Origin of the sequence: Bradyrhizobium sp. (assembly GCF_035309285.1) — a bacterium.
GTDB lineage: Bacteria > Pseudomonadota > Alphaproteobacteria > Rhizobiales > Xanthobacteraceae > Bradyrhizobium.
The window spans coordinates 1-20,465 of the sequence record NZ_DATGFH010000083.1 but is presented as its reverse complement, the minus strand read 5'-3'; the positions used below and the strand labels follow the sequence as shown (position 1 = coordinate 20,465).

At 63.3% G+C, this 20,465-nt stretch carries 17 protein-coding genes; 6 read left to right on the top strand and 11 right to left on the bottom strand.

What is annotated here, in order from left to right; genetic code table 11:
- Positions 1-231 precede the first annotated feature (231 nt).
- Positions 232-747: a hypothetical protein gene (locus VKR55_RS16530; RefSeq protein WP_324404982.1), complete on the bottom strand. Its 516-nt coding sequence runs from the start codon at positions 745-747 to the stop codon at positions 232-234.
- Between the two features lie 221 nt (positions 748-968).
- Here VKR55_RS16530 and VKR55_RS16525 point away from each other — a divergent pair, with 221 nt between their 5' ends.
- The 3 genes from VKR55_RS16525 to VKR55_RS16515 all read left to right on the top strand — a co-directional run bounded on the left by VKR55_RS16525 (position 969) and on the right by VKR55_RS16515 (position 5,280).
- Entirely contained in the window at positions 969-2,090 is a 1,122-nt protein-coding gene (locus VKR55_RS16525) for a Fic family protein (RefSeq protein ID WP_324404981.1), read from the top strand.
- A 931-nt stretch (positions 2,091-3,021) separates the two neighbouring features.
- Positions 3,022-3,816 (top strand): enoyl-CoA hydratase/isomerase family protein, encoded by a 795-nt coding sequence (locus tag VKR55_RS16520; RefSeq protein ID WP_324404980.1) that lies wholly within the window; start codon positions 3,022-3,024, stop codon positions 3,814-3,816.
- Between the two features lie 246 nt (positions 3,817-4,062).
- Positions 4,063-5,280, top strand: a complete 1,218-nt coding sequence (locus VKR55_RS16515; RefSeq protein ID WP_324404979.1) for an ABC transporter substrate-binding protein — start codon at positions 4,063-4,065, stop codon at positions 5,278-5,280.
- Between the two features lie 165 nt (positions 5,281-5,445).
- On the opposite strand, the gene VKR55_RS16510 is transcribed toward VKR55_RS16515, so the two are convergent.
- The 3 genes from VKR55_RS16510 to VKR55_RS16500 all read right to left on the bottom strand — a co-directional run bounded on the left by VKR55_RS16510 (position 5,446) and on the right by VKR55_RS16500 (position 8,461).
- Complete coding sequence (locus tag VKR55_RS16510; protein ID WP_324404978.1) at positions 5,446-6,807, bottom strand: vWA domain-containing protein; 1,362 nt, start codon at positions 6,805-6,807, stop codon at positions 5,446-5,448.
- Between the two features lie 16 nt (positions 6,808-6,823).
- Complete coding sequence (locus VKR55_RS16505; RefSeq protein ID WP_324404977.1) at positions 6,824-7,771, bottom strand: AAA family ATPase; 948 nt, start codon at positions 7,769-7,771, stop codon at positions 6,824-6,826.
- A gap of 228 nt (positions 7,772-7,999) precedes the next feature.
- The gene (locus VKR55_RS16500) at positions 8,000-8,461 is read right to left on the bottom strand and encodes an Lrp/AsnC family transcriptional regulator (protein WP_324404976.1); all 462 of its coding nucleotides are present in this window, start codon (positions 8,459-8,461) and stop codon (positions 8,000-8,002) included.
- 159 nt (positions 8,462-8,620) lie between these two features.
- On the opposite strand from VKR55_RS16500, the gene VKR55_RS16495 reads away from it, so the two are divergent.
- The gene (locus tag VKR55_RS16495) at positions 8,621-9,634 is read left to right on the top strand and encodes a 1-aminocyclopropane-1-carboxylate deaminase (protein ID WP_324404975.1); all 1,014 of its coding nucleotides are present in this window, start codon (positions 8,621-8,623) and stop codon (positions 9,632-9,634) included.
- Positions 9,635-9,742: 108 nt separating this feature from the next.
- Here VKR55_RS16495 and recQ read toward each other — a convergent pair whose 3' ends face one another.
- Positions 9,743-11,623: a DNA helicase RecQ gene (gene recQ, locus VKR55_RS16490; RefSeq protein ID WP_324404974.1), complete on the bottom strand. Its 1,881-nt coding sequence runs from the start codon at positions 11,621-11,623 to the stop codon at positions 9,743-9,745.
- A 199-nt stretch (positions 11,624-11,822) separates the two neighbouring features.
- Between recQ and VKR55_RS16485 the strand changes: the two genes are divergently transcribed.
- Positions 11,823-13,097 carry a serpin family protein gene (locus VKR55_RS16485; RefSeq protein WP_324404973.1) on the top strand — a complete coding sequence of 425 codons (1,275 nt, stop codon included), beginning with the start codon at positions 11,823-11,825 and terminating at the stop codon, positions 13,095-13,097.
- 54 nt (positions 13,098-13,151) lie between these two features.
- Here the strand turns inward: VKR55_RS16485 and VKR55_RS16480 are convergent, their stop codons facing one another.
- The 4 genes from VKR55_RS16480 to VKR55_RS16465 form a co-directional block, all read right to left on the bottom strand.
- Positions 13,152-13,922 (bottom strand): polysaccharide deacetylase family protein, encoded by a 771-nt coding sequence (locus VKR55_RS16480; protein ID WP_324404972.1) that lies wholly within the window; start codon positions 13,920-13,922, stop codon positions 13,152-13,154.
- 8 nt (positions 13,923-13,930) lie between these two features.
- On the bottom strand, positions 13,931-14,941 hold the full coding sequence (metA, locus tag VKR55_RS16475; RefSeq protein ID WP_324404971.1) for a homoserine O-succinyltransferase MetA: 1,011 nt from the start codon (positions 14,939-14,941) through the stop codon (positions 13,931-13,933).
- Between the two features lie 15 nt (positions 14,942-14,956).
- Positions 14,957-16,258, bottom strand: coding sequence for an O-acetylhomoserine aminocarboxypropyltransferase/cysteine synthase family protein (locus VKR55_RS16470; protein ID WP_324404970.1), 1,302 nt, complete (start codon positions 16,256-16,258; stop codon positions 14,957-14,959).
- 134 nt (positions 16,259-16,392) lie between these two features.
- A complete protein-coding gene (locus VKR55_RS16465; protein ID WP_324404969.1) occupies positions 16,393-17,355 on the bottom strand; it encodes an alpha/beta hydrolase in 963 nt (320 codons plus the stop codon).
- 141 nt (positions 17,356-17,496) lie between these two features.
- Here VKR55_RS16465 and VKR55_RS16460 point away from each other — a divergent pair, with 141 nt between their 5' ends.
- Positions 17,497-18,384, top strand: a complete 888-nt coding sequence (locus tag VKR55_RS16460) for a branched-chain amino acid aminotransferase (RefSeq protein WP_324404968.1) — start codon at positions 17,497-17,499, stop codon at positions 18,382-18,384.
- Positions 18,385-18,486: 102 nt separating this feature from the next.
- On the opposite strand, the gene VKR55_RS16455 is transcribed toward VKR55_RS16460, so the two are convergent.
- Positions 18,487-19,368: an acyl-CoA acyltransferase gene (locus VKR55_RS16455; RefSeq protein ID WP_324404967.1), complete on the bottom strand. Its 882-nt coding sequence runs from the start codon at positions 19,366-19,368 to the stop codon at positions 18,487-18,489.
- A gap of 15 nt (positions 19,369-19,383) precedes the next feature.
- Positions 19,384-20,364 carry an amino acid--[acyl-carrier-protein] ligase gene (locus VKR55_RS16450; RefSeq protein ID WP_324404966.1) on the bottom strand — a complete coding sequence of 327 codons (981 nt, stop codon included), beginning with the start codon at positions 20,362-20,364 and terminating at the stop codon, positions 19,384-19,386.
- Positions 20,365-20,465: the final 101 nt, after the last annotated feature.

Sequence of the window (20,465 nt, the reverse complement as noted above, 5' to 3'; positions counted from 1 at the left end):
TAGCCGACCTGTTAATCCGTGAAGTTTCAGCCTATATTGTTGCATGCGGAAGCCGCACCATCGGGTGATGAGTTCCGATGGCGCGGCTGTCCACTAATCTAATAACGTGCGGTCTTTACGCACTGAGCACCACCCGCCTTTCTGGTAGGAGCCTGTCGGGGCTCGGGTTAGCGGTCATCAACCGCCGTTAGGGGCCACAGGCCGCCGGCACGCGGCCTGTGGCCCAAACTCTCATTCCTTCGAGTCCTGCTTGGCGCGAGCCCACGGAAGCGGGCGTTTGCCGTCGCGGAAATTCCATTCCTGGGTGTTGGGTTCCTGACCAAGAATTCCAGCGGCTTTAAGCCGATGGAGTTGAGTGCGAAGACTGGCAGGATCGATCTCGCGAGAGTAACCCGTGCGTATGAACTCTGTTAGCTCAAGAGTTGTTGCGCCGTGTGGGAAGCCATCAAGCAATGCTTGGATCACCAAGTCCTTAATCGTCCAGTTGGCGAAGCTCGCAGATAGCAATTCTGAAAAGGGAATGGCGGGCGGCGGTCCATGCTGTACGGCAGAAGGGGGAGTTGCGGCGACAAGAAGCTTCGCCAATTCGCTTACTGGCCGCGGAGTCTCCTCTAGCAGTGTCTTCATTCGCTGGACCTTGGCGAGTTCGGCTTCGATAGGGGCAAGCTGGCCGCGAAGCGCGGCCGCGCGGTTTGTCAGTTCTTGTTCGCGGCGGGCTAGAAACTGGTCGGTTGTCTCTTCGGTCATGGGTATAATTTCCCGCTATCGATCTATATCTGATTCCATATCTAACATAAGGATTGATTGCGTATCAAGCATCGTATCAATGGACGCATCAGGATATGGCCCGTCTCGGGGATTACATTCGGCTTTGCTCACGATGAGAATCATTCGCCGCATAAGTTGCGGGGAACACCTTGCGCTCGCGACGATTAAGGTCCATATTCTCCGCATAGGATGCGGAGAATATGGCGACTTACATCCACGAACGAAAGGATTGGCCCCACTTCCACTGGGACCACGCCCGGCTTGCCCAAAAGCTCGCGGCCGTCCGCAACAGGCAGGGCCGTCTCACCGGACGGATGGAAGAATTCGGCTTCCGGCTGCGCAGCGAAGCCAACCTCGAAGCGCTCACCGAGGAAGTCACTAGGTCGAGCGAAATCGAAGGTGAGATCCTCGACCGCGATCAGGTGCGATCATCGATTGCGCGCCGGCTCGGCGTCGATATCGGCGCGTTGACGCCGGCGGATCGTGATGTCGAAGGCGTCGTCGAGATGATGCTCGACGCCACGGAAAAATACAGCGAGCCGCTCACCTCCGGACGCTTGTTCGATTGGCATGCCGCGCTGTTCCCGATGGGACGCAGCGGCATGAAGACAATCACAGTCGGCGCCTGGCGCACCGATGCGACGGGCCGGATGCAGGTCGTCTCCGGCGCCATCGGGCGCCAGCGCGTTCACTACGAAGCGCCGAAGGCGGCGGCGCTTGCCGACGAAATGAAAACCTTCATCGATTGGTTCAACGGCAGCCAGGATATTGATCCCGTCATCAAGGCGGCCATCGCGCATCTCTGGTTCGTCACCATCCATCCCTTCGACGGCAACGGCCGCATCGCGCGTGCGATTGCCGACATGGCCTTGGCGCGCTCGGAGAAGACGTCGCAACGCTTCTACAGCATGTCCGCGCAAATCCGGCAGGAGCGCGACGCCTACTACGACATGCTCGAAGCCACGCAGAAGGGCGATCTCGATATCACCGATTGGCTCGCATGGTTTCTCGCTTGCCTCGACCGCGCGTTCGACCGCGCCGAGACCATCCTGGGGGCGGTGCTCAGGAAGGCGCGCTTCTGGAAGAAGCATGCCGCCGCGACCTTCAACGAGCGTCAACGCGCGATGATCGATCGTCTGCTCAATGGCTTCGAAGGCAAGCTCACCTCGTCAAAATGGGCGCAGCTCGCCAAATGTTCGCCGGACACTGCCTTGCGCGACATCGACGATCTCATCGCCAAGGGCGTGCTGGCCAAGGACCCGGCCGGCGGCCGCAGCACGAGCTATTCGCTGGTCGACGCTGAAACCGAAACGGATCGCTAGCGTCGGTTTGTAGGGTAGGCAAAGCCAACGGGTCCGCGCGAGCGCGCGGCCCGATGACAGGCTCCGCGTGCCCACCATTTCAAGTGCGCGTTGGATGGTGGGCACGGCGCCGCGCGCCTTTGCCCACCCCACGAATTTGCGTCGACACCTTCTGCCCGACAGGCAAATCAGTTCGGCTTTGTTTCGCTTTATCAGAATAAATGTCAACCCCCTCCATCAAAAATATTCCGCTTCCGCTTTTCGGAAAATTATGATTGTCTCCGCACGTCCCCGGCCCGCAAGAGGGACGTATCGCGATCGTCACGGACGTTGGGCCAGGGATGCGATGGACGTGGTGGTGCGCAAGACGAGCGTCGCCTCGACGGACGGCGAAATCGCGTGGTCCTGATGCCCCGACGCTGGCATCAAGTTTGTCGGTGATGATCGGCAAGCGACGGTGGCTAACAAGCCCGGCACACCGGGGAGATCGCGTATAAGCCGTAAACCATTGCGCAGGGAATGCCGGTTGATTTGGCTGCCCTGTTGTTGCTTTGCGTGCGCAAAGTGCACCTTCCTTGCACGCAAGGCTCGCGGGTGCGGCCTGCACCCGGCATTCCCTGCGCCCTCTCATTTCGAGGGTGACGGATTGACGCAAAGCTCGGACACGTCGTGCCGCGAGAAGGCGGATTTGTGTGCCCGGCTACGTGCAACAATCTCCGCTGTCGTCCCCGCGAAGGCGGGGCCCCATAACCACAGGCTTCTGTTGTTGTGGCGGGCTGCCACTCCGAATCTTCGCCAAATCAGAGCCTGTGATTATGGGTCCCGGATCGGCGCTCGGCTGCGCCTCGCTTGTCCGGGACGACGGTTGAGGTCGAGCGCAGACGCTGTATGGTCGCAACAACGAGCAGCCGGATAGAATACAACAACGGCAATCGCGCCCGGGAGCAACCACATGCGCACTGATCTCGAAACTCTCACTGTCCAGCGGCGCGACAACCACATCCTCCTGCTCACGCTGAACCGGCCGGACGCCGCCAACGCGCTGAACACGCAGATGGGGCTCGACCTCGTCGAACTGTTCGAGCACTTCTCGGTCGACATCGAAGGTCTCCGCGCCATCGTCCTGACCGGGGCCGGCAGCAAGGCGTTCTGCGCGGGTGGCGATCTCAAGCAGCGCAACGGGATGACCGACGAGGCCTGGCAGGCCCAGCATCTCGTGTTCGAGCGCATGCTGAGGGCGATGCTGGCGTGCCCGATTCCGATCATCGCCGCTGTCAATGGCGCGGCCTATGGCGGCGGTTGCGAGATCGCGGCGGCAGCGGACTTCATTTACGCCTCGGACAATGCGCGGTTTGCGCTCACCGAAGTCACGCTCGGTATCATGCCCGGCGCCGGCGGCACGCAGAATCTGCCGCGCGCGATCGGCGAGCGCCGCGCGAAGGAAATGATCCTGTCCGGCCTGCCGTTCTCGGCCCATGAGGCCGAAGTCTGGGGGCTGGTCAACAAGGTGGTTTCGCAAGAGCAATTGCTGGACGCAGCCTTCGCCATCGCCTCGCGCATCGCCGGCAACGGGCCGATTGCGGTGCGCCAGGCCAAACAAGCGATCCATCGCGGCCTGCAGATGTCGCTTGCCGACGGGCTCGCCTTCGAGATCGAGGCCTATAACCGCCTGGTGCCGACCGAGGACCGGCGCGAAGGCGTGGCGGCCTTCAACGAGCGCCGCAAGGCGGAGTTCAAAGGCAAATGATCGCGCGACCGTTCCGGCATTTTTCGGTCCGGCTCGACAATGCCGTCCGGCGGAAAAAGCCTCGACTAAATGACATTTCGAACGCGCGAAGTCGCCCGGCCGTCCTCCTTGATGGGCCTGCTGGAGCAGTATTGAATGCGCGACGGAACCCATGAAGCGTTCCCAATGACGACAAGCGAGACAAGCTTGAAAACACCGATCATCCGAAAAGCGCTGATCGAAAAAATCATAACGGGAGGAAAACAAATGAGCCGAAAAAATCTGGCACTGCTCGTCGCGATCCTGGCGACGGCGGCGACCCCTGCGGCAGCGCAAGTGAAGATCGGCGTGCTGAGCGACATGAACTCGCTCTATGCCGACATCACCGGCAAGGGCACCGGTGTCGCGGCGCGCATGGCGGCCGAGGATTTCGGTCCCGTCCTCGGCAAGCCGGTCGAGATCGTCACCGCCGACCATCAGAACAAGGCGGATGTCGCGGTCAACATCGTCCGCAACTGGTACGACAATGAGGGTGTCGACATGGTCACCGACGGCGGCTCTTCCGCCGTGGCGCTCGCGGTCGAGGATGTCTCGCGGCAAAAGCAGAAGCTGGTGTTGTTCAACGGACCGGCCTCCTCCGACATCACCGGCAAGAACTGCTCGCCCTATGCCGCGCATTGGAACTACGACACCTATGCGCTGTCCCACGTCACGGGCTCCGCCATCGTGAAGTCCGGCGGCAAGTCGTGGTTCTTCATCGGCGCCGACTATGCATTCGGCCATGCGCTCGAGCGCGATACCGCCCAGGTCGTCGAAGCCGAAGGCGGCAAGGTGACGGGCGCGGTCTACGCACCGATCAACACCTCGGACTTCTCCTCCTTCCTGCTGCAGGCCCAGGCCTCCAAGGCGCAGATCATCGGCCTCGCCAATGCCGGCGGCGACACCACCAACTCGATCAAGCAGGGCGCCGAGTTCGGGATTGCGCAGGGCGGCCAGAAGTTCGCAGCACTCTTGATGTTCATCACCGACGTCCATGCGCTCGGGCTGAAGGCCGCGCAGGGACTGCAATTCACCACGGCCTTCTACTGGGACCAGAATGACGAGACCCGCGCCTTCTCGCAGCGCTTCATCAAGGAGGTCGGCCACATGCCGACCATGGTGCAGGCCGGCGTCTATAGCGCGACCCTCCACTATCTGAAGGCGGTCAAGGCGCTGAACAGCAAGGACCCGCTCAAGGTGATGGCGAAGATGCGGGAGACGCCGATCAACGACTTCATGACCCATAACGGCAAGCTCCGGATCGACGGCCGCGTGGTGCGCGATATGTACCTGCTGCAGGTCAAGAAGCCGGAGGAATCGAAAGGAGATTGGGACTACGCCAAGATCATCCAGACCGTGCCCGGCGACCAGGCTTTCCGTCCGCTGGACAAGGGCGGCTGCCCGCTCGTGACAGCCGCGAAGGCGGAGAGCTCGCAGACGAAGTGAAATGACGGCGGCTGCGCTCCCTCTCCCGCTTGCGGGCGAGGGCTGGGATGGGGGTGCTGCCGCGATTGACAATGTTCAAAGCGGAGGGAGTTTCCCCCACCCGCATCGCATCTTCGATGCGATGCGACCTCCCCGCAAGCGGGAGAGGTGAGGCGGAGCCCCGCGCTACTGATACGTCGCGACAATATCGGAGACGGCGCGCTCGAGCTGCTGGGCGGTGGCGCATTGGCGCACCACGTTGCAGAAGGTCGCGTAGCGCGGCATCTCGGAATCGCCCCAACCCCAGGTCATGCGGCCTTCCGGATTGAGCCAGACCACCCGCTTGGCGCGCTCGGAGATGCGGCGGAGGATGTCGGCGCCGGGATCGAGGTTGTTGCTGCGGGCATCGCCGAGCACGATGACGGTGGTCTGCGGCGTCACGGTCTCCATCCATTGCCGCTCGAAATCGGCAAAGGAGGAGCCGTAGTCGGACGAGCCGAAGCCGACCCTGGCCATGATGTCGCGCATCGCTTCCTCCGCGCTCTTCGATTCGAGGACGTCGCTGACCTCGATCAGGTGACCGGAGAAGGCAAAGGAGCGCACGTCGGAGACGACCTCGTGCAGGCTGTGGATCAGAAGGAGGAGGAAATCGGAGACCCGGGCCACCGAACCCGAGACGTCGCAAAGCGCCACGATCTTCGGCTTGTCGCGGTGCTTGCGCTTCCAGGCGGTGAGGAAGGGTACGCTGCCCCAGGCGGCGTTCTTGCGCAGTGTCCGCCGCACGTCGAGATGACCGCGCCGCTGCCGCTTGCGGGGCTTGGAAAAGCGCTCGCGCAGCCGCCGCGCCATCTGGCGGATCAGCGTGCGCATTTGTTCGATCTGCCGCGGCTCGATTCGCCCGAGCGGCGCGTTGCGCAGGATTTCGTTGCGCAGGTTTTCGGACTCTTCACGTCCGTAGAGCAACAAGGCCTGCGAGACCCGCTCGCGCACCGTCTCGCGCAGGGCATCGGTGGCGGCGGCAAGCCGCTCGGCCAGCGCCGGGTTGCTCGAGGTCAGTGCGTCGAGGTCGTCGTTGAGGCGGTGGATGCCCATCTGCTCGAGGATGCGGCTCTGGAAGATGCCGCGCTGGGTGAAAAAGCGGATGTCGGGGAGGCCTGCGGCGCTCGCCGCATTCGCCATTCTGGCTGCGAGCTCGGACGTGTCCTGTGACAGCAGCATCTGCGCCAGCGACCCGAGATTTTGCGACTGGCCGCCGCCCGCGCCGGGCGCGGCCTGATCCTGCGGCGCCTGATTCTCATTCGCCGCGTCGCGCTCGCTCTTCTCGCCCGACGGTTCCGGCTGCGAAAAGAACAGGTCAAAACACGCGCCAAGCGCCTTCTTCTCGTCCTCGCTCTTGGCAAGCGTCAGCAAGAGCGTGTCGCGCAGAATGGTGCGTTCCTCGAAGCCTACCTTGGCGACCGCCCGCATCGCATCGATGCTTTCGGCCGGAGAGACATGCACGCCCGCTCCCCGCGCGGCCCGGAAGAAGCGATGCAGGTTCTCTCTCATGATAGTCCCTTGGCCGCTAGCCGAACACGTTCTGCCGCGAGGCGTTGGCCACGAATGTCGTCACATGCGGCAGCGCGGCCTCGACGTCGGATTCATATTTCAGGAGCACGTTGAGCGTGTCCTTGACCATCTCATGGCCGAGTTCCGAGGCCTGCAGCAACACCAGCACCCGCGCCCAATCGATGGTCTCGCTCACCGAAGGCTGCTTCTTCAGGTCGAGCGTGCGGATCGAATGAATGAAGCTGACGAGCTGCTTGCGGAGCCTCTCGGAGATGCCGGGCACGCGGCTTTCGACGATGCGCTCCTCCAGCTTCTGCTCGGGAAAGCCGATGTGAAGATGCAGGCAGCGGCGCTTCAACGCATCGCCGAGATTGCGCTCGCTGTTGGAGGTGAGGATCACGGTCGGCGGCACGGCGGCTGCGACGGTGCCGAGCTCGGGAATGCTGACCTGGAAATCCGACAGGATCTCCAGCAAGAGCGATTCGAACTCGGCGTCCGACTTGTCGATCTCGTCGATCAGGAGCACGCAGCCCGTAGGCTGCTCCAGCGCCTGCAGAAGCGGCCGTGGCTCGACGAATTCCTTGGAGAAGAACACGTCGCCGAAATCGTGGAGCTGGTCGAGCGCGGCGTGCAGGGTCTCGGCGCCGCCCAGCACCTCGCCGAGCTTGTCCTTCAGGATCTGGGTGTAGAGCAGCTGCTTGGCGTATTTCCACTCGTAGAGCGCCTTGGCCTCGTCCAGCCCCTCATAGCATTGCAGGCGGATCATCTTCAGGCCGCGCCAGCCGGCAATCGCCTTGGCGAGCTCGGTCTTGCCGACGCCCGCCGGCCCTTCGACCAGGATGGGCTTTGCGATCTGCTCCGACAGGTAGACCGCGGTCGCGATCTGGCGGCTCGCGATATAGCCCTGGGTGGCAAGCCCGCTTTCGACGGCTTCAATGGAGGCCAATGGCCGGTTGTCTGGCACGGATTTCAGCTCCGATCTCCCCGTGGTTTGCAATCACGCCGCTTGGCGAAGCGCCGCGATAGCCTCTGGGGTAGGGACAATAATTCAGAAAGTCCATATGCTTGGCGCTGCCTCCGGGGCTCGCTAGCCCCGTCGCGGAAGCATGGCTTGCGCCATGCGACGGCGTCCCGAACGTCCGCCTCTGGCCGTCGCTCCGGCCAGCGGGCGCGATCGAACAGGGGCGGGCCGTCAGAAATCCAGCGGCGCGTTGTCGACCACCTCTTTCATCACGAAGAAGGTGCGCGTCTGGCGCACGCCGGGAAGCCGGATCAACTGCTCGCCATGGATGTGGTTGAAATCTTCCATGCCGGCGACGCGGATCTTCAGGAAATAATCGAAATCGCCCGCGACCAGATGACAGTCGAGCACGAATTTCAGTTTTGCGGCGGCCTGCTCGAAGGCGGCAAAGCTTTCGGGCGTGGAGCGGTCGAGCACGACGCCGACCATGACGAGCGCGCCCTTGCCGACCTTGCCGGGCGCGACCATCGCCCGCACCGCGCGAACAAAACCCTCCTCGAACAGCCGCTGGGTCCGCCGATGGCAGGTCGCCGCGCTGACGCCGACCTTTTCGGCCAGCTCCGCATTGGCAAGCCGCCCGTTGTTCTGAAGCAGCCGCAGCATTTTCAGGTCGATGCGATCGAGGTCGTCCATGAAAGAATCTTCCGCAGAAGTGACATTTTGTGATTAAAGTTATAACAAATCACGCCATATGCGCAATCCAGATCAAAATCGTAGCCCGCATTCGAGAGCACCTTCGGCGTCATTGATGATAGGGCTGGCGCGGAATCGCACCAACCATCGGGATCACGCATGCTGAAAAAATTCGCGCGCTATCCGCTCACCTTCGGGCCCACGGCAATCGAAAAACTGCCGCGGCTATCCGCCCATCTCGGCGGCAACGTCGACATCTACGCCAAGCGCGAGGACTGCAATTCGGGTTTGGCCTTCGGCGGCAACAAGCTGCGCAAGCTCGAATACATCATTCCGGACGCGCTCGCCTCCAACGCCGACACGCTGGTGTCGATCGGCGGCGTGCAGTCCAACCACACCCGCATGGTTGCGGCGGTGGCCGCCAAGATCGGCATGAAGTGCCGCCTCGTGCAGGAAAGCTGGGTGCCGCATGAGGACGCCGTCTATGATCGCGTCGGCAACATCCTCCTGAGCCGCGTCATGGGCGCCGATGTCCGCCTGGTCGATGAAGGTTTTGATATCGGCATCCGCAAGAGCTGGGAGCAGGCCCTCGAGGAGGTGAAGGCCGCAGGCGGCAAGCCTTACGCGATCCCGGCCGGCGCCTCCGTGCACAAATATGGCGGGCTCGGCTATGTCGGCTTCGCCGAGGAGGTGCGCGCGCAGGAGAAGGAGCTCGGCTTTGCCTTCGACTACATCATCGTCTGCACCGTCACCGGCTCGACCCATGCCGGCATGCTGGTCGGCTTCGCCAAGGACGGCCGCGCGCGCAAGGTGATCGGCATCGACGGATCCTTCACGCCGGCGCAGACCAAGGCGCAGGTGCTGTCGATTGCCCAGAACACCGCGCGCCTGGTCGAACTCGGCAAGGAGATCGTCGAGGACGATGTCGTGCTGATCGAGGATTACGCGCATCCGGCCTACGGCGTGCCATCGGAGGACACCAAAGAAGCGATCCGGCTCACCGCGCGGCTCGAAGGCATGATCACCGATCCCGTCTATGAGGGGAAATCGATGCAGGGCCTGATCGATCTCGTGAAGAAAGGCTTTTTCCCGGCGGGATCGAAAGTGCTCTACGCCCATCTCGGCGGCGCGCCCGCAATCAACGGATATGCCTACGCCTTCCGGAATGGGTGAGCTTGTCGTTCCAATTGGCTTCGTCATTGCCGGGCTTGACCCGGCAATCCATCGCTCAGCGAGAATCATTTTTTGATGGATGCCCGGGTCAAGCCCGCGCATGACGAGTTAGCGACTATCGGCTCGGTCTCGTACCAGCCTTAACAGCTCCTCGCCATAGTGCTCGAGCTTCTTGTCGCCGATCCCGGGAACGCCGCGGAGCTCGTCCAGCGTGGTCGGCCAGGTTCGCACAATGCCGTCGAGGGTGGAGTCGTGCAGCACCACATAGGCCGGCACGCCGCGCTGGCGCGCGACCTCGGAACGCCACGCCCGCAACCTTGCGCGCAAGTCGGGATCGACATCGCCCGCGGGGCTCTCGGGCGCTGGCGCGAGATCGCCGCGGCGCGATTTGGTGCGGATGGCGCGGATGCGCTTGGCCGGGTCTTCCTCGCGAAGCCACACCTCGGTCTCGCCCTTCAGCACGCCGCGCGCGGTCTCGGTCAATTTCAGAGCGCCAAAGGCCTCGCTGTCGGAGCGGAGATGGCCCATGGCGATGAGCTGGCGGATCACAGCGCGCCATTGCTTCTCATTCAGCTCACGGCCGATGTTGAACACCGAAAGCTTGTCGTGTCCGAATTGCGTCACCCGCTCAGTCAGGCGGCCGACCAGCACGTCGATCAGATGCATCGCACCGAACCGCTGTCCGGTCCGATAGACGCAGGAGAGCAGTTTCTGCGCGATGATCTTGCCGTCGCGGACGCGTGGCGGGGTCAGGCAATTGTCGCAGTTGCCGCAAGTCGTTGCGACAACAGTTTCGCCGAAATAGCCGAGCAGGCGGCTGCGGCGGCAATGCGCGGCTTCGGCGAGCCCGACCAGCGCGTCGAGCTTGCCCATCGACACGCGCTTGAAGGCGTCGGAGGCTTCTGATTCCTCGATCATCCGCCGCTGCTGCACGATGTCGGACAGGCCGTAGGCCATCCAGGCGCTGGACGGTTTTCCGTCACGCCCGGCGCGGCCGGTCTCCTGATAATAGGCCTCGATGCTCTTTGGCAAATCGAGATGGGCGACGAATCGCACATCGGGCTTGTCGATCCCCATGCCGAACGCGATCGTCGCCACGATGACGATGCCGTCCTCATTGATGAAGCGGTCCTGATGGCGGGCGCGCACGCTGGCCTCGAGCCCCGCGTGATAGGGCAGCGCAACAATTCCGGCGTCGGAGAGCGCGGAAGCCGTATCCTCGACCTTGGCGCGCGACAGGCAATAGACGATGCCGGCTTCGCCCGCATGGCGCGCGGCGATGAAGGCCTTGAGCTGCGCGACCGAGTTCTGCTTGTCGACGATTTCATAGCGAATGTTGGGCCGGTCAAAGCTCGAGACGAATTGCGGGGCATCGGCAAGCTGCAGCCGCTCAACGATCTCCTTCCGCGTCAGCTCGTCGGCGGTCGCGGTGAGCGCAATCCGAGGGACACGGGGAAATCGCTCGGCGATCACCGACAGGGCGACATATTCGGGCCGGAAGTCATGACCCCATTGCGAGACGCAATGGGCTTCGTCGATCGCAAACAGCGAGATCTTCGCCTGCGCCAGCAGCGAGAGGCAGCGCGGCGTGACCAGCCGTTCAGGAGCCACGTAGAGCAGGTCGAGATCGCCCGCGATCAGGCGTCGTTCAACGTCGGAAGCTTCCTGCGGCGTCAGCGTCGAGTTCAATGCCGCGGCGTTGACGCCAACCTCGATCAGACCTGCGACCTGGTCGCGCATCAGGGCGATCAGCGGCGAGACGACGATACCGCAGCCCTCGCGCAAGAGCGCTGGCAACTGATAGCACAGCGACTTGCCGCCGCCAGTCGGCATCAGCACCAGGCAATTGCCGCCATGCGCCACATGCTGGATGATCTTCTCCTGCGCGCCACGGAAGGCGGGCAGGCCGAACACGGAATTGAGCAGGGATAGCGCGTCGCTGGCATCGGTTTCGGCCTTCTGAGGGGTCGCGCTGGCGGAAACCGACATGGATGAACTTGAACTCTGAAGAGGCACGATCGCGCCCATCCTATGCCAGATTCGGCCGCAGCTAGCGACATCGATGGGCCATGACAAGGCAGCGGGCCCGACGGGGCTCCGTGATTTAGATCACGCTACCGTTCCGCTTTGGCATGGTCAAATGCCCCCGGCATCCCCGTGCAGTTGCTCAGGATTGAGGCGCATCGCCATGAAACCGATGTGGGTCCAACGACGATGGCTTCTGAAGGGCGGCTTCACGGCCCTCCTGGGCCTGATCGGTGGCTCCTCACTGGCGGACGTGCTGGTCACCGACAACGATGCGATCATGGGCGATGACGGCGTGCTTGCTGCGCAGATGCGGCTCGGCGGTCTCCTGATCCGCCACCTCGCGGGCCATAAGGAAATCGGCGCCGTCGACGGCGCCAAGGACAATACCAACGCCAATGTGGTGGTCTCGCCTGCAAGCCTTGCGGCGATCCTGTCGCTGGTCGATCTCGGCGCCAGCCCCGCGATGCGTCGGGCCATCCACCGTGCGCTCGGCTTTAAGCGGACAGCACGGCACAAGGCGGAGAAGGATTTACGGGAGATGCGGCGTAGCGTTTCCGGCATCATCGCCCAGAGCCGCAAGGACGGCCCGCTGGTGCTCGCCAATCTCGTTGCCTTCGATCGCGCCGTCGATCCAAAGCCGCTCGCGATGTATGGCCTGTCCGGCGCCGGCGCTGACGTGCTGGTCGACCATCTGGCCGACGCCAAGGTCGTCGACCGCATCAATGGATGGGTCAAGCAGAAGACGCACGATCTGATCCCGACGATCATCAGCGAGGCGCCGGAAACGCTTGGTCTTGTCGCGATCAACGCGCTCTATTTCAAGGACAAGTGGCAGACGCCATTCCGGCCGTCCAGCACGCAAGCACAACCGTTCCAGACCACCTCCGGCAAGCCGGTGGAGGTCCAGATGATGCATTCGAAGGTCGCGCCGTTCCGCTTCCGCCAGGATGATCGCTTCGTCGCCGCCGAGCTCGGCTATCAAAACAAGAATTTCCGGCTGGTGGTCGCCACCACCAAATCCGTGCCTGCGCCGGCGCCGGAGTTTGCTGCGGTGGCCGGCTGGCTGAACGGGCAGGGTTTTGAGGCGCGGGACGGCGAGATCGCCCTGCCGAAGCTGACCTTGTCGGCCGCGGGCGAGCTGCTACCAGCGTTGGATGCGCTCGGGCTTGCCGCTGAGCGCCATTCGCCTGACGCGCTCGAGGGCTTCTCGGACGAGCCCCTCACCATCTCGCGAATCCTGCAAAAGATCGAATTGCGCGTGAGCGAGGAAGGCACCGAAGGTGCCGCCGCGACCGCGGTCATGACCACGCGCGGGATTGGAATCTCCGATCACATCAGGATGGTCGTCGACAAGCCATTCGTCTTCGCGCTGCGAGACGAGAAGACCGGTCTCATCCTGTTCATGGGTTATGTCGGCGCGCCGCCGCGCGCATGATCCGGAAAGATGGGAACCGGCCGTCCGGCAATGCGCAAAGTAAAAAAGCTGAACCTAAGCAGCACGAATTTCCGCTGAATCAGCCCGCCGCAGCGCCTCTGCAACGCTGACGATTGGCAGCTTGCGCTGTACAGCAGCATCCAGCACCCGGCGCATCAGTCTTGGCGTGCAGCCATAGGGGCTCGGTGTCGCTGCCACGTCGTGGCTGTAGAAAATCAGCCAGCCACCGGTCTTGATGGTCTCGTCGAACACACACTCAATGCCGGCGTCGTCGAGATGCTGATTGACCAGCGGCGTTGCGCGCAGGAATTGCAGGTCGATATTGCCGTGATTGACGCCGGGCAGGATGCTGCGGGAGGAGCGGAAGGTGCCGGCGAGCTGACTCTTGCGTGTGACCGAAGCGACCCCGTAGGGGTGGGCAAAATTCTCCAGACGGATCGAGGAATCCAGCCCCTCGAGGAAGCGGCGGTTCAGCTCGATCTCCTCGGCCAGCGCGGCCGCATCGAGATCAGATGTGAGCCGGTGTGAATAGGTGTGGCAGGCGATCTCATGGCCGTCCGCACGCAGAGCGATGATGTCGTCGGCATCCGCGCCGCGCCAGTGGTCGGACCGTTGGCCGAGCAGGCTGCCGGAAACATAGAAGGTTCCGCGTGCGCCATATTCCTCGAGCATCGGCGCGCCCACCCTTGCGGCGCTGTCGGGGATGTCGTCGAAGGTGAGGCTCACCATCGGCTCTTTGCCGGACCACGCAAGCGGAGTTGCCAGGAAATGACGGGAAAGGCGGTTCGAAACCCGAGCCTTGAACGACGACCAGTCGGTGCGCATGCGCGAAATCACTTTCGAATGGATTCGGAAGAAATCGCGCGTGCGTCCACGCTGAGATAATCCAGCCAGTTGCGGAAAATCGTCGTGGCCGCGCCGCCGGCCGGCACGCTCGGACGGAGCGTCAGGCCGGGAAGCTCGGCGGCCAATTCGCCCCTGCGCTCGTTGCGTGCGCGCCGCTCGAAATTCACCAGAATATCCTCGGTCGTCGCGTCGAAATAGGAGGCGGGGATCGCGGGATAGGTCTCCCGCTCGCCGCCAAGGTAGCGCGCGATGTCGCGCATATATTCGCGCTGCAACGACAGCGCGTCGTATTCGGGATGGCCCTGGAAGAAGATGAAGCGGCTGTCGAAATCGCGGGCGAAGATGTCGACGCCTGCCTCGGTCGAACGGGTCAGGATCCGATAGCCGCGTGCGATGAGCTCGCTTTCCCTGACCTCGTTGAGGCGCGAATGCGAGACCTTGATTGAGGCCGGAAGATCGTCGAGGAGCCAGTCGTGGGACGTGGCCTTGGCGCAGTCATAGACGCCGGAGCATTTCTGCGTCAGCCGCTGCCGCTCGACGCCGTCAAGGTGCAGCACCGCGGCATGGGCGGCGAGGCAGGACCAGATGGTCGAGCGGGTATTGGTCCTGGCCCAATCGACGAGGCCGGTGAACTCACGCCAGTATTGCTCCTGCTGCAGACGAGGCGCGATCGGCTCGGCGCCGGTTACGATCAGCCCGTCGATGTGCAACCGATCGAGCTCGGTGATTTCGGTATATTCCTTGTCGATATGCTCTTTTGCTGGTTTGGACCTCCTGACCGACGGCAGCGCGAAGTAGTGAAAGCGAACGCTTCTTTTGCCGGCGGCGCCCTGCACCAACCGCATGAACTGCCGCTCGGTTGCCTTCAACGCGCTGTCGGGCATGTTGTTGACGAGCGCGATCGTCAGCTCCGCTTCGGTGGGGCGCTCGAATTCGTTCTGCGCCGGCGCCAGCGCGGGGCTCGGGATCGGTCGCTGCTTGTCGAAGGTAAGCGCCATGCCGCTCTCGCTGGTTTATTCCGCGGCCTGGAGCGATTGCCGGCCGCAGGCTTGCGCGAGCGCCTGATCGATGTCCTCGATAATGTCGTCGATATGCTCGATGCCGATCGAGAGGCGGATGGTCTCCGGCAGCACGCCGGCGATGCGCTGGTGCTCGACCGGCATCTGGCGATGCGTCGTGGAGGCCGGATGACAGGCAAGCGATTTGGCATCGCCGATATTGACGAGGCGAGTGATCAGCTTCAGTGAGTCGTAGAAGGTCTTGCCCGCTTCCATGCCGCCCTTGATGCCGAAGGTGAAGAGCGACGAGGAGTTGCCGTTGAGATATTTCTGCGCGAGCGCGTAGTAGGGGCTGTCGGGGAAACCGGCATAATTGACCCAGGCGACGCGCGGGTCCTTGCGCAGGTACTCGGCGACCTTGCGTGCATTCTCGACATGGCGCTCGACGCGCAGCGCGACCGTCTCGATGCCCTGCAGCAACATGAACGCGTTGAACGGCGACAGTACCGAGCCCATGGTGCGCTGATAAACGCTGCGCGCACGCTCGATATAGGCTTTCGGCCCGAAACGCTCGGCATAGACGAGGCCGTGATAGGATGCGTCGGGCTTGTTGAAGGCGGGGAAGCGGTCGGCGTGGTCCTTCCAGGGGAAGCGGCCGGAATCGACGATGGCGCCGCCAAGCGTGGTGCCGTGGCCGCCCAGAAATTTCGTCAGCGAATGGACGGCGATGTCCGCGCCGTAGTCGAACGGCTTCAGCAGGATCGGCGTGGCAACGGTGTTGTCGACGATCAGCGGCACGCCATGGCGATGCGCGACTTTGGCGAGCGCTTCGATGTCGCAGATGTTGCCGGCGGGATTGCCGATGGTCTCGGCGAACACGGCCCTGGTGTTCTCGTCGATCAGCTTCTCGATCGCGTCCGGCTGATCGCTTTCGGCAAAGCGGCCGATGATGCCCTGGCGCGGCAGGATGTGACCGAGCAGGGTATGTGTCGTGCCGTAGAGCTGGGGAACGGAGACGATGTTGCCGCCGAAGTCGGCGAGATTGACGAACGCAAAATGCAGCGCGGCCTGGCCGGTCGCGACCGCGAGCGCGCCGACGCCGCCTTCCAGCTCGGCGATGCGCTTTTCCAGCACCGATGTCGTGGGATTGGCGATGCGGCTATAGCGGAAACCTTCGGCCTCGAGATTGAACAGGGCGGCACCGTGGTCGGCCGTATCGAAGGCGTAGGCGACGGTCTGGTAGATCGGGACGGCGACGGATTTGGTGGTCGGATCGGGCTCGTAGCCGGCGTGAATGGCTATCGTCTCGTTGCGCATCGTCGGCCTCCGCGAAGGTACATCGCATCTTTTTCGAGATGCGTTCTGTCCTCTCCGTTGATTAGAGGCGAGGCGTAAAACGAGCAATAATTCGCGCCAAGATTGACGAAATAACCCTAACGAATTGCGGTCGATTAATTAAAATTTGACTCAAATTCTCGCGCGCTGACGGCGCGGCGGACCTGCTCGCCGATCTGCGACAGCACCAGCCGCGCCTGCGGCAGCACCGCGCCCATGGCGTGGAAATTGTGGATCATGCCGTCGTGGCAGATGTGCTCGACGTTGACACCGGCAGCAAGCAGCTTTCGGGCGTAGGCATTGCCCTCGTCGCGGACGGGATCGAACTCCGCGGTGTGGATGATCGCGGTGGGAAGCCCCTTCACGTTGAGCGCGCGCAGCGGCGAAATCCTGACGTCGGCGACATCGGCGCCATCAGGCAGATAGTCGGCGAGATCGGCTTGCAGCGTCATTTTGCCGATGAGATGATCGTCGGCAAAGGCCTCGCGCGAGGGCGAGATTTCCTCGAAATCCAGCACGGGACAGATCAGGCATTGTGCCGCGATCGCAAGGGAGGCATGGCGCTGGGCGTGCTGGCAGACCACCGCCGCCAGCGTGCCGCCGGCGGAATCGCCGCCCACCACGAGCCTTTCCGCATCGATGCCGAAAGAAGCCGCGTTGCGAGCGACGAATTCGGTTGCGGCGATAGCGTCTTCCACCGCCGCTGGAAACTTGTGCTCCGGCGCGAGGCGATAGTCGACCGAGATCAGGCGGCAGGAGGTCGCCTCCGCAAGCGCGGCTGCGATCCGGTCATGCGTCTCGATGCTGCCGGCCACCATGCCGCCGCCATGGAAGAAGACAAAGCCGCCAGACGGTGTGTCGTCGTCTCGCGCCGGCGAATACAGGCGGTAGGGAATGTCGCCCGCCGGCCCCGGCAAAACGCCGTCCGTGGCTGTGACGTCGGTCGCCTCGGTGCGGGCAAACTGCATCAATTTCGCCAGCGACTGGCGGCGCTCGCTCGCGGTCGGCCGCGTTCGCGTCCCGGGCGAAGCCGCGGCCATCATGGCGAGGAAACGCTTGGCGAGAGGATCGAGCGGCATGGCTGTTCCGGTTAACCAAGAGACCTTACCATGGCCGCCATTCTCCCGTGAACGGGCGGCCGTATCGACATAGGATGAAATCGATTAAGGAATTGCGGCAATCATGCGCAATTCGTCGCGCTGCCGTCAGGATTGGCAACCATGGCCCATATCGCAAGACCCGTCAGCTATTCGCAGACCTGGACCTTCTTCGACGGCAAGTGGCATGACGGCAATGCGCCGATCATGGGGCCGCGCACGCACGCGGCCTGGCTCGGCTCGGTCGTGTTCGATGGCGCGCGCGCTTTCGAAGGCGTCTCGCCCGATCTCGACCGGCACTGCGCCCGCGTCAACTGGTCCGCCACCAATTTTCGGCTGAAGCCGGTGGTCGAGACCGAGACCTGGATTGGCCTGGCGCGTGAAGGCATGGCCCGCTTTGCGCCGACTGCCGAACTCTATATTCGCCCGATGTATTGGGCCCAGCATGGCTCCGGTGGCGGCGTGCTGTTCGACCCTGAGACCACCAACTGGTGCCTGTGTCTCTACGAGGCGCCGATGCCGCAGCCTGTGGGCAGCGCGATCACGCTGTCACCGTTCCGACGGCCGACCATGGAATGCGCGCCGGTCGACGCCAAGGCCGCTTGCCTTTACCCCAATAATTCGCGCGCGCTGATCGAAGCGGCCTCGCGCGGCTTCAACAATTGCCTGATGCTCGATCTGCTCGGCAATGTCGCGGAATTCGGCAATGCGAATGTGTTCATGGCCAGGGATGGCGTGGCCTACACGCCGGCGCCGAACGGCACCTTCCTGAACGGCATCACGCGGCAACGGGTCATCGAGCTGTTGCGCGGTGACGGCGTCACCGTGATCGAGAAGACGCTGCGCTATAAGGATTTCGAGACCGCCGATGAGATCTTCTCGACGGGCAATTTCGCCAAGGTCGCGCCGGTGATCAGGATTGACGACCGGCAGCTCCAGCCCGGCCCCTTCTACACGCGGGCGAGAAAACTCTATTGGGATTTTGCGCACGCGGTGAGGTTGGCGGCGTAACTGTTTCATCCGTCATTCCGGGGCGATGCGAAGCATCGAACCCGGAATCTCGAGATTCCGGGTCTGGTCCTTCGGACCATCCCGGAATGACGGGCTCTTATATTACGGCCCGTACAGCACCAATTCCGTGTCGGTGAGATCAGCCAGACTCGGCCGATGCGGGCCCTTGAAATATTTTCGGCCGCGCCGCTCGGTGTAGAAGCCGGCGAGTCCCTCGACCGGGCCGTTGGCATTGAGCAACACCGAAACCTTGGCCCGCGAAAGCAGCGCCCGTCCGATCGCGCCGGCGCAGGCCACATAGTCGGCGACATCGCGGCAATAGATGAGCTGCATCGCGGGCGGCGCGATCCAGCCGCGGCGGATGCGCATCGGCAACAGGATGAAGGGGAAGGCGCCGTTTGCCGTCCGGCACACCAGGCTGAGGCAGCCGAACGCCGCGTGCCGCGTCAAAAGCTCGACGTCGGACGCCGGCAGGCCATCGACCTCGGTCGCGTCCGCGGAAACGACTTCCACCGTCATGTCGGTCGCAGAGCGCGACAAGAGTGGGAACGAGAAGAACAGGCCCTTGCAATAGGCGCGGAAGCCCTGGGCCTCGATGATCCGCCAGGTCCAGGTCGCCGGGCTGATATTGAAATAGGTGACCTCATTGTGCCGCTGCGCGATCTTGGTCAGCATCGGCGCGTAGTTGCGGAACGCGGGCTCGACATACCAGCTCGAGAGATTGCAGTGGATCGCAAGCTCGCCGTCGTTCGGGCGCAGCGAGTAGAGCAGGAGCAGCACGCCGACCGGCATGCCGTCATGGTCGAGCATGTAGCCGAAGCGGGGATAGCCCTGCGGCACCTCGCGCGCGGCCTGGCGCCGCAACCCCTGCATCCAGTAGTCGCGCGACCGGCCGACGAAGCCGCGCGTCAGCAAGTCGGCGACGGCGTCGAGGTCCGCCTCGCTGATTTCGCGGCACCGGGTTTGTGGCCTCTGCGCGTTCACGGCATCAAGTCGCTGTCAGCGCCAGCCTTCGATGTGAGCGTCGGCGATGGCGTGGGCTGGCAAGCCGAGCAGCTCACGCACCTTGGCCGACCACGCATCGAGGTTGGTGCCGTGGGTGTGGAACATGGCGACCGCGAGACGATCCATGCCGAAGGCGACGCAGCCGGTATGGGCCGGCTCGCCATCGGCGTCCTTGATGCCCCAGGTCGTGCCGAAATGTGCCTGGTGATAGTTGAAGCTCATGCAGGCGGTCGGCTTTTCTTCCGAGCGCAGTGGTACCAGGAGCTCGAATTTCAGCGATTGCTGCTTCTGGCTGACCGCCTTCATCTGGCCGACGCGGCCGAAGAAGGGATCGCTGGCATAGTCGACGCGGAAGGAAAGGCCGAGGTCGCGCGCGATCTGTTGCGCGCGCACCATCCAGCGCTCGCGGAAATCGGAGACGTCGTCCGCCGTGCCGATGCAGACATATTCGCGCATGCGGAACGACTGCAGGCGATCGAGATGACGCGACGGCTCGCGGCGGAAGCAGTCGGCGGCGACGTCGAAGCGCAGGCCGCCGGCCGGCAGCGGACCGCGGGCGGCCGCGATCGGATAAACGGGGTAGCACGCAGCCGGCGACAGCACGAGGTCCGCGGGCGACAGCGAGGTCGTCCAGTCGCCGCCGGCATCGAAGCGGCTCACGGCGGCGTTGATCTCGCGCTCGGTGCCGTGGAGACCGCAGACGCAGCCAAGCAGGTTCGGAAAGCTCTTGAGGTAGCCGGATTTCTCGAGTTGGGCGCGGTTCATGACCGGCGGGAACCGCATTACCTCGGTGCCATCATCGCGGTGACGGGTGATCAGCGCGGCCAATCGCTCGACCACGTCCTCATAGAGCGCGGTGCGGGCATAGACGCCGTCGGTGCCCATCTTGTGGAAGAGCACATCGGCGAGATGATCCAACGGATCGGCCGATTGCGGCGCAAGTTCAGGCGATTCGGTTCGAAGTGGCGCATTCATCGCTGGTCTTCCTGTCATCGGCAAAAATCTGTTTTTCTTGTCTTCAATCGCGCAGTGAGGTCGGCACACCGCTCATCAGGCTCGATGTTGCAATGTTGGAG

What these genes read in the sequence shown, in the direction of transcription:
- VKR55_RS16530 (WP_324404982.1), bottom strand. Translation starts at nt 747, where the DNA reads ATGACCGAAGAGACAACCGACCAGTTTCTAGCCCGCCGCGAACAAGAA.
- VKR55_RS16525 (WP_324404981.1), top strand. Translation starts at nt 969, where the DNA reads ATGGCGACTTACATCCACGAACGAAAGGATTGGCCCCACTTCCACTGG.
- VKR55_RS16520 (WP_324404980.1), top strand. Translation starts at nt 3,022, where the DNA reads ATGCGCACTGATCTCGAAACTCTCACTGTCCAGCGGCGCGACAACCAC.
- VKR55_RS16515 (WP_324404979.1), top strand. Translation starts at nt 4,063, where the DNA reads ATGAGCCGAAAAAATCTGGCACTGCTCGTCGCGATCCTGGCGACGGCG.
- VKR55_RS16510 (WP_324404978.1), bottom strand. Translation starts at nt 6,807, where the DNA reads ATGAGAGAGAACCTGCATCGCTTCTTCCGGGCCGCGCGGGGAGCGGGC.
- VKR55_RS16500 (WP_324404976.1), bottom strand. Translation starts at nt 8,461, where the DNA reads ATGGACGACCTCGATCGCATCGACCTGAAAATGCTGCGGCTGCTTCAG.
- VKR55_RS16495 (WP_324404975.1), top strand. Translation starts at nt 8,621, where the DNA reads ATGCTGAAAAAATTCGCGCGCTATCCGCTCACCTTCGGGCCCACGGCA.
- recQ (WP_324404974.1), bottom strand. Translation starts at nt 11,623, where the DNA reads ATGTCGGTTTCCGCCAGCGCGACCCCTCAGAAGGCCGAAACCGATGCC.
- VKR55_RS16485 (WP_324404973.1), top strand. Translation starts at nt 11,823, where the DNA reads ATGAAACCGATGTGGGTCCAACGACGATGGCTTCTGAAGGGCGGCTTC.
- VKR55_RS16480 (WP_324404972.1), bottom strand. Translation starts at nt 13,922, where the DNA reads ATGCGCACCGACTGGTCGTCGTTCAAGGCTCGGGTTTCGAACCGCCTT.
- metA (WP_324404971.1), bottom strand. Translation starts at nt 14,941, where the DNA reads ATGGCGCTTACCTTCGACAAGCAGCGACCGATCCCGAGCCCCGCGCTG.
- VKR55_RS16470 (WP_324404970.1), bottom strand. Translation starts at nt 16,258, where the DNA reads ATGCGCAACGAGACGATAGCCATTCACGCCGGCTACGAGCCCGATCCG.
- VKR55_RS16465 (WP_324404969.1), bottom strand. Translation starts at nt 17,355, where the DNA reads ATGCCGCTCGATCCTCTCGCCAAGCGTTTCCTCGCCATGATGGCCGCG.
- VKR55_RS16460 (WP_324404968.1), top strand. Translation starts at nt 17,497, where the DNA reads ATGGCCCATATCGCAAGACCCGTCAGCTATTCGCAGACCTGGACCTTC.
- VKR55_RS16450 (WP_324404966.1), bottom strand. Translation starts at nt 20,364, where the DNA reads ATGAATGCGCCACTTCGAACCGAATCGCCTGAACTTGCGCCGCAATCG.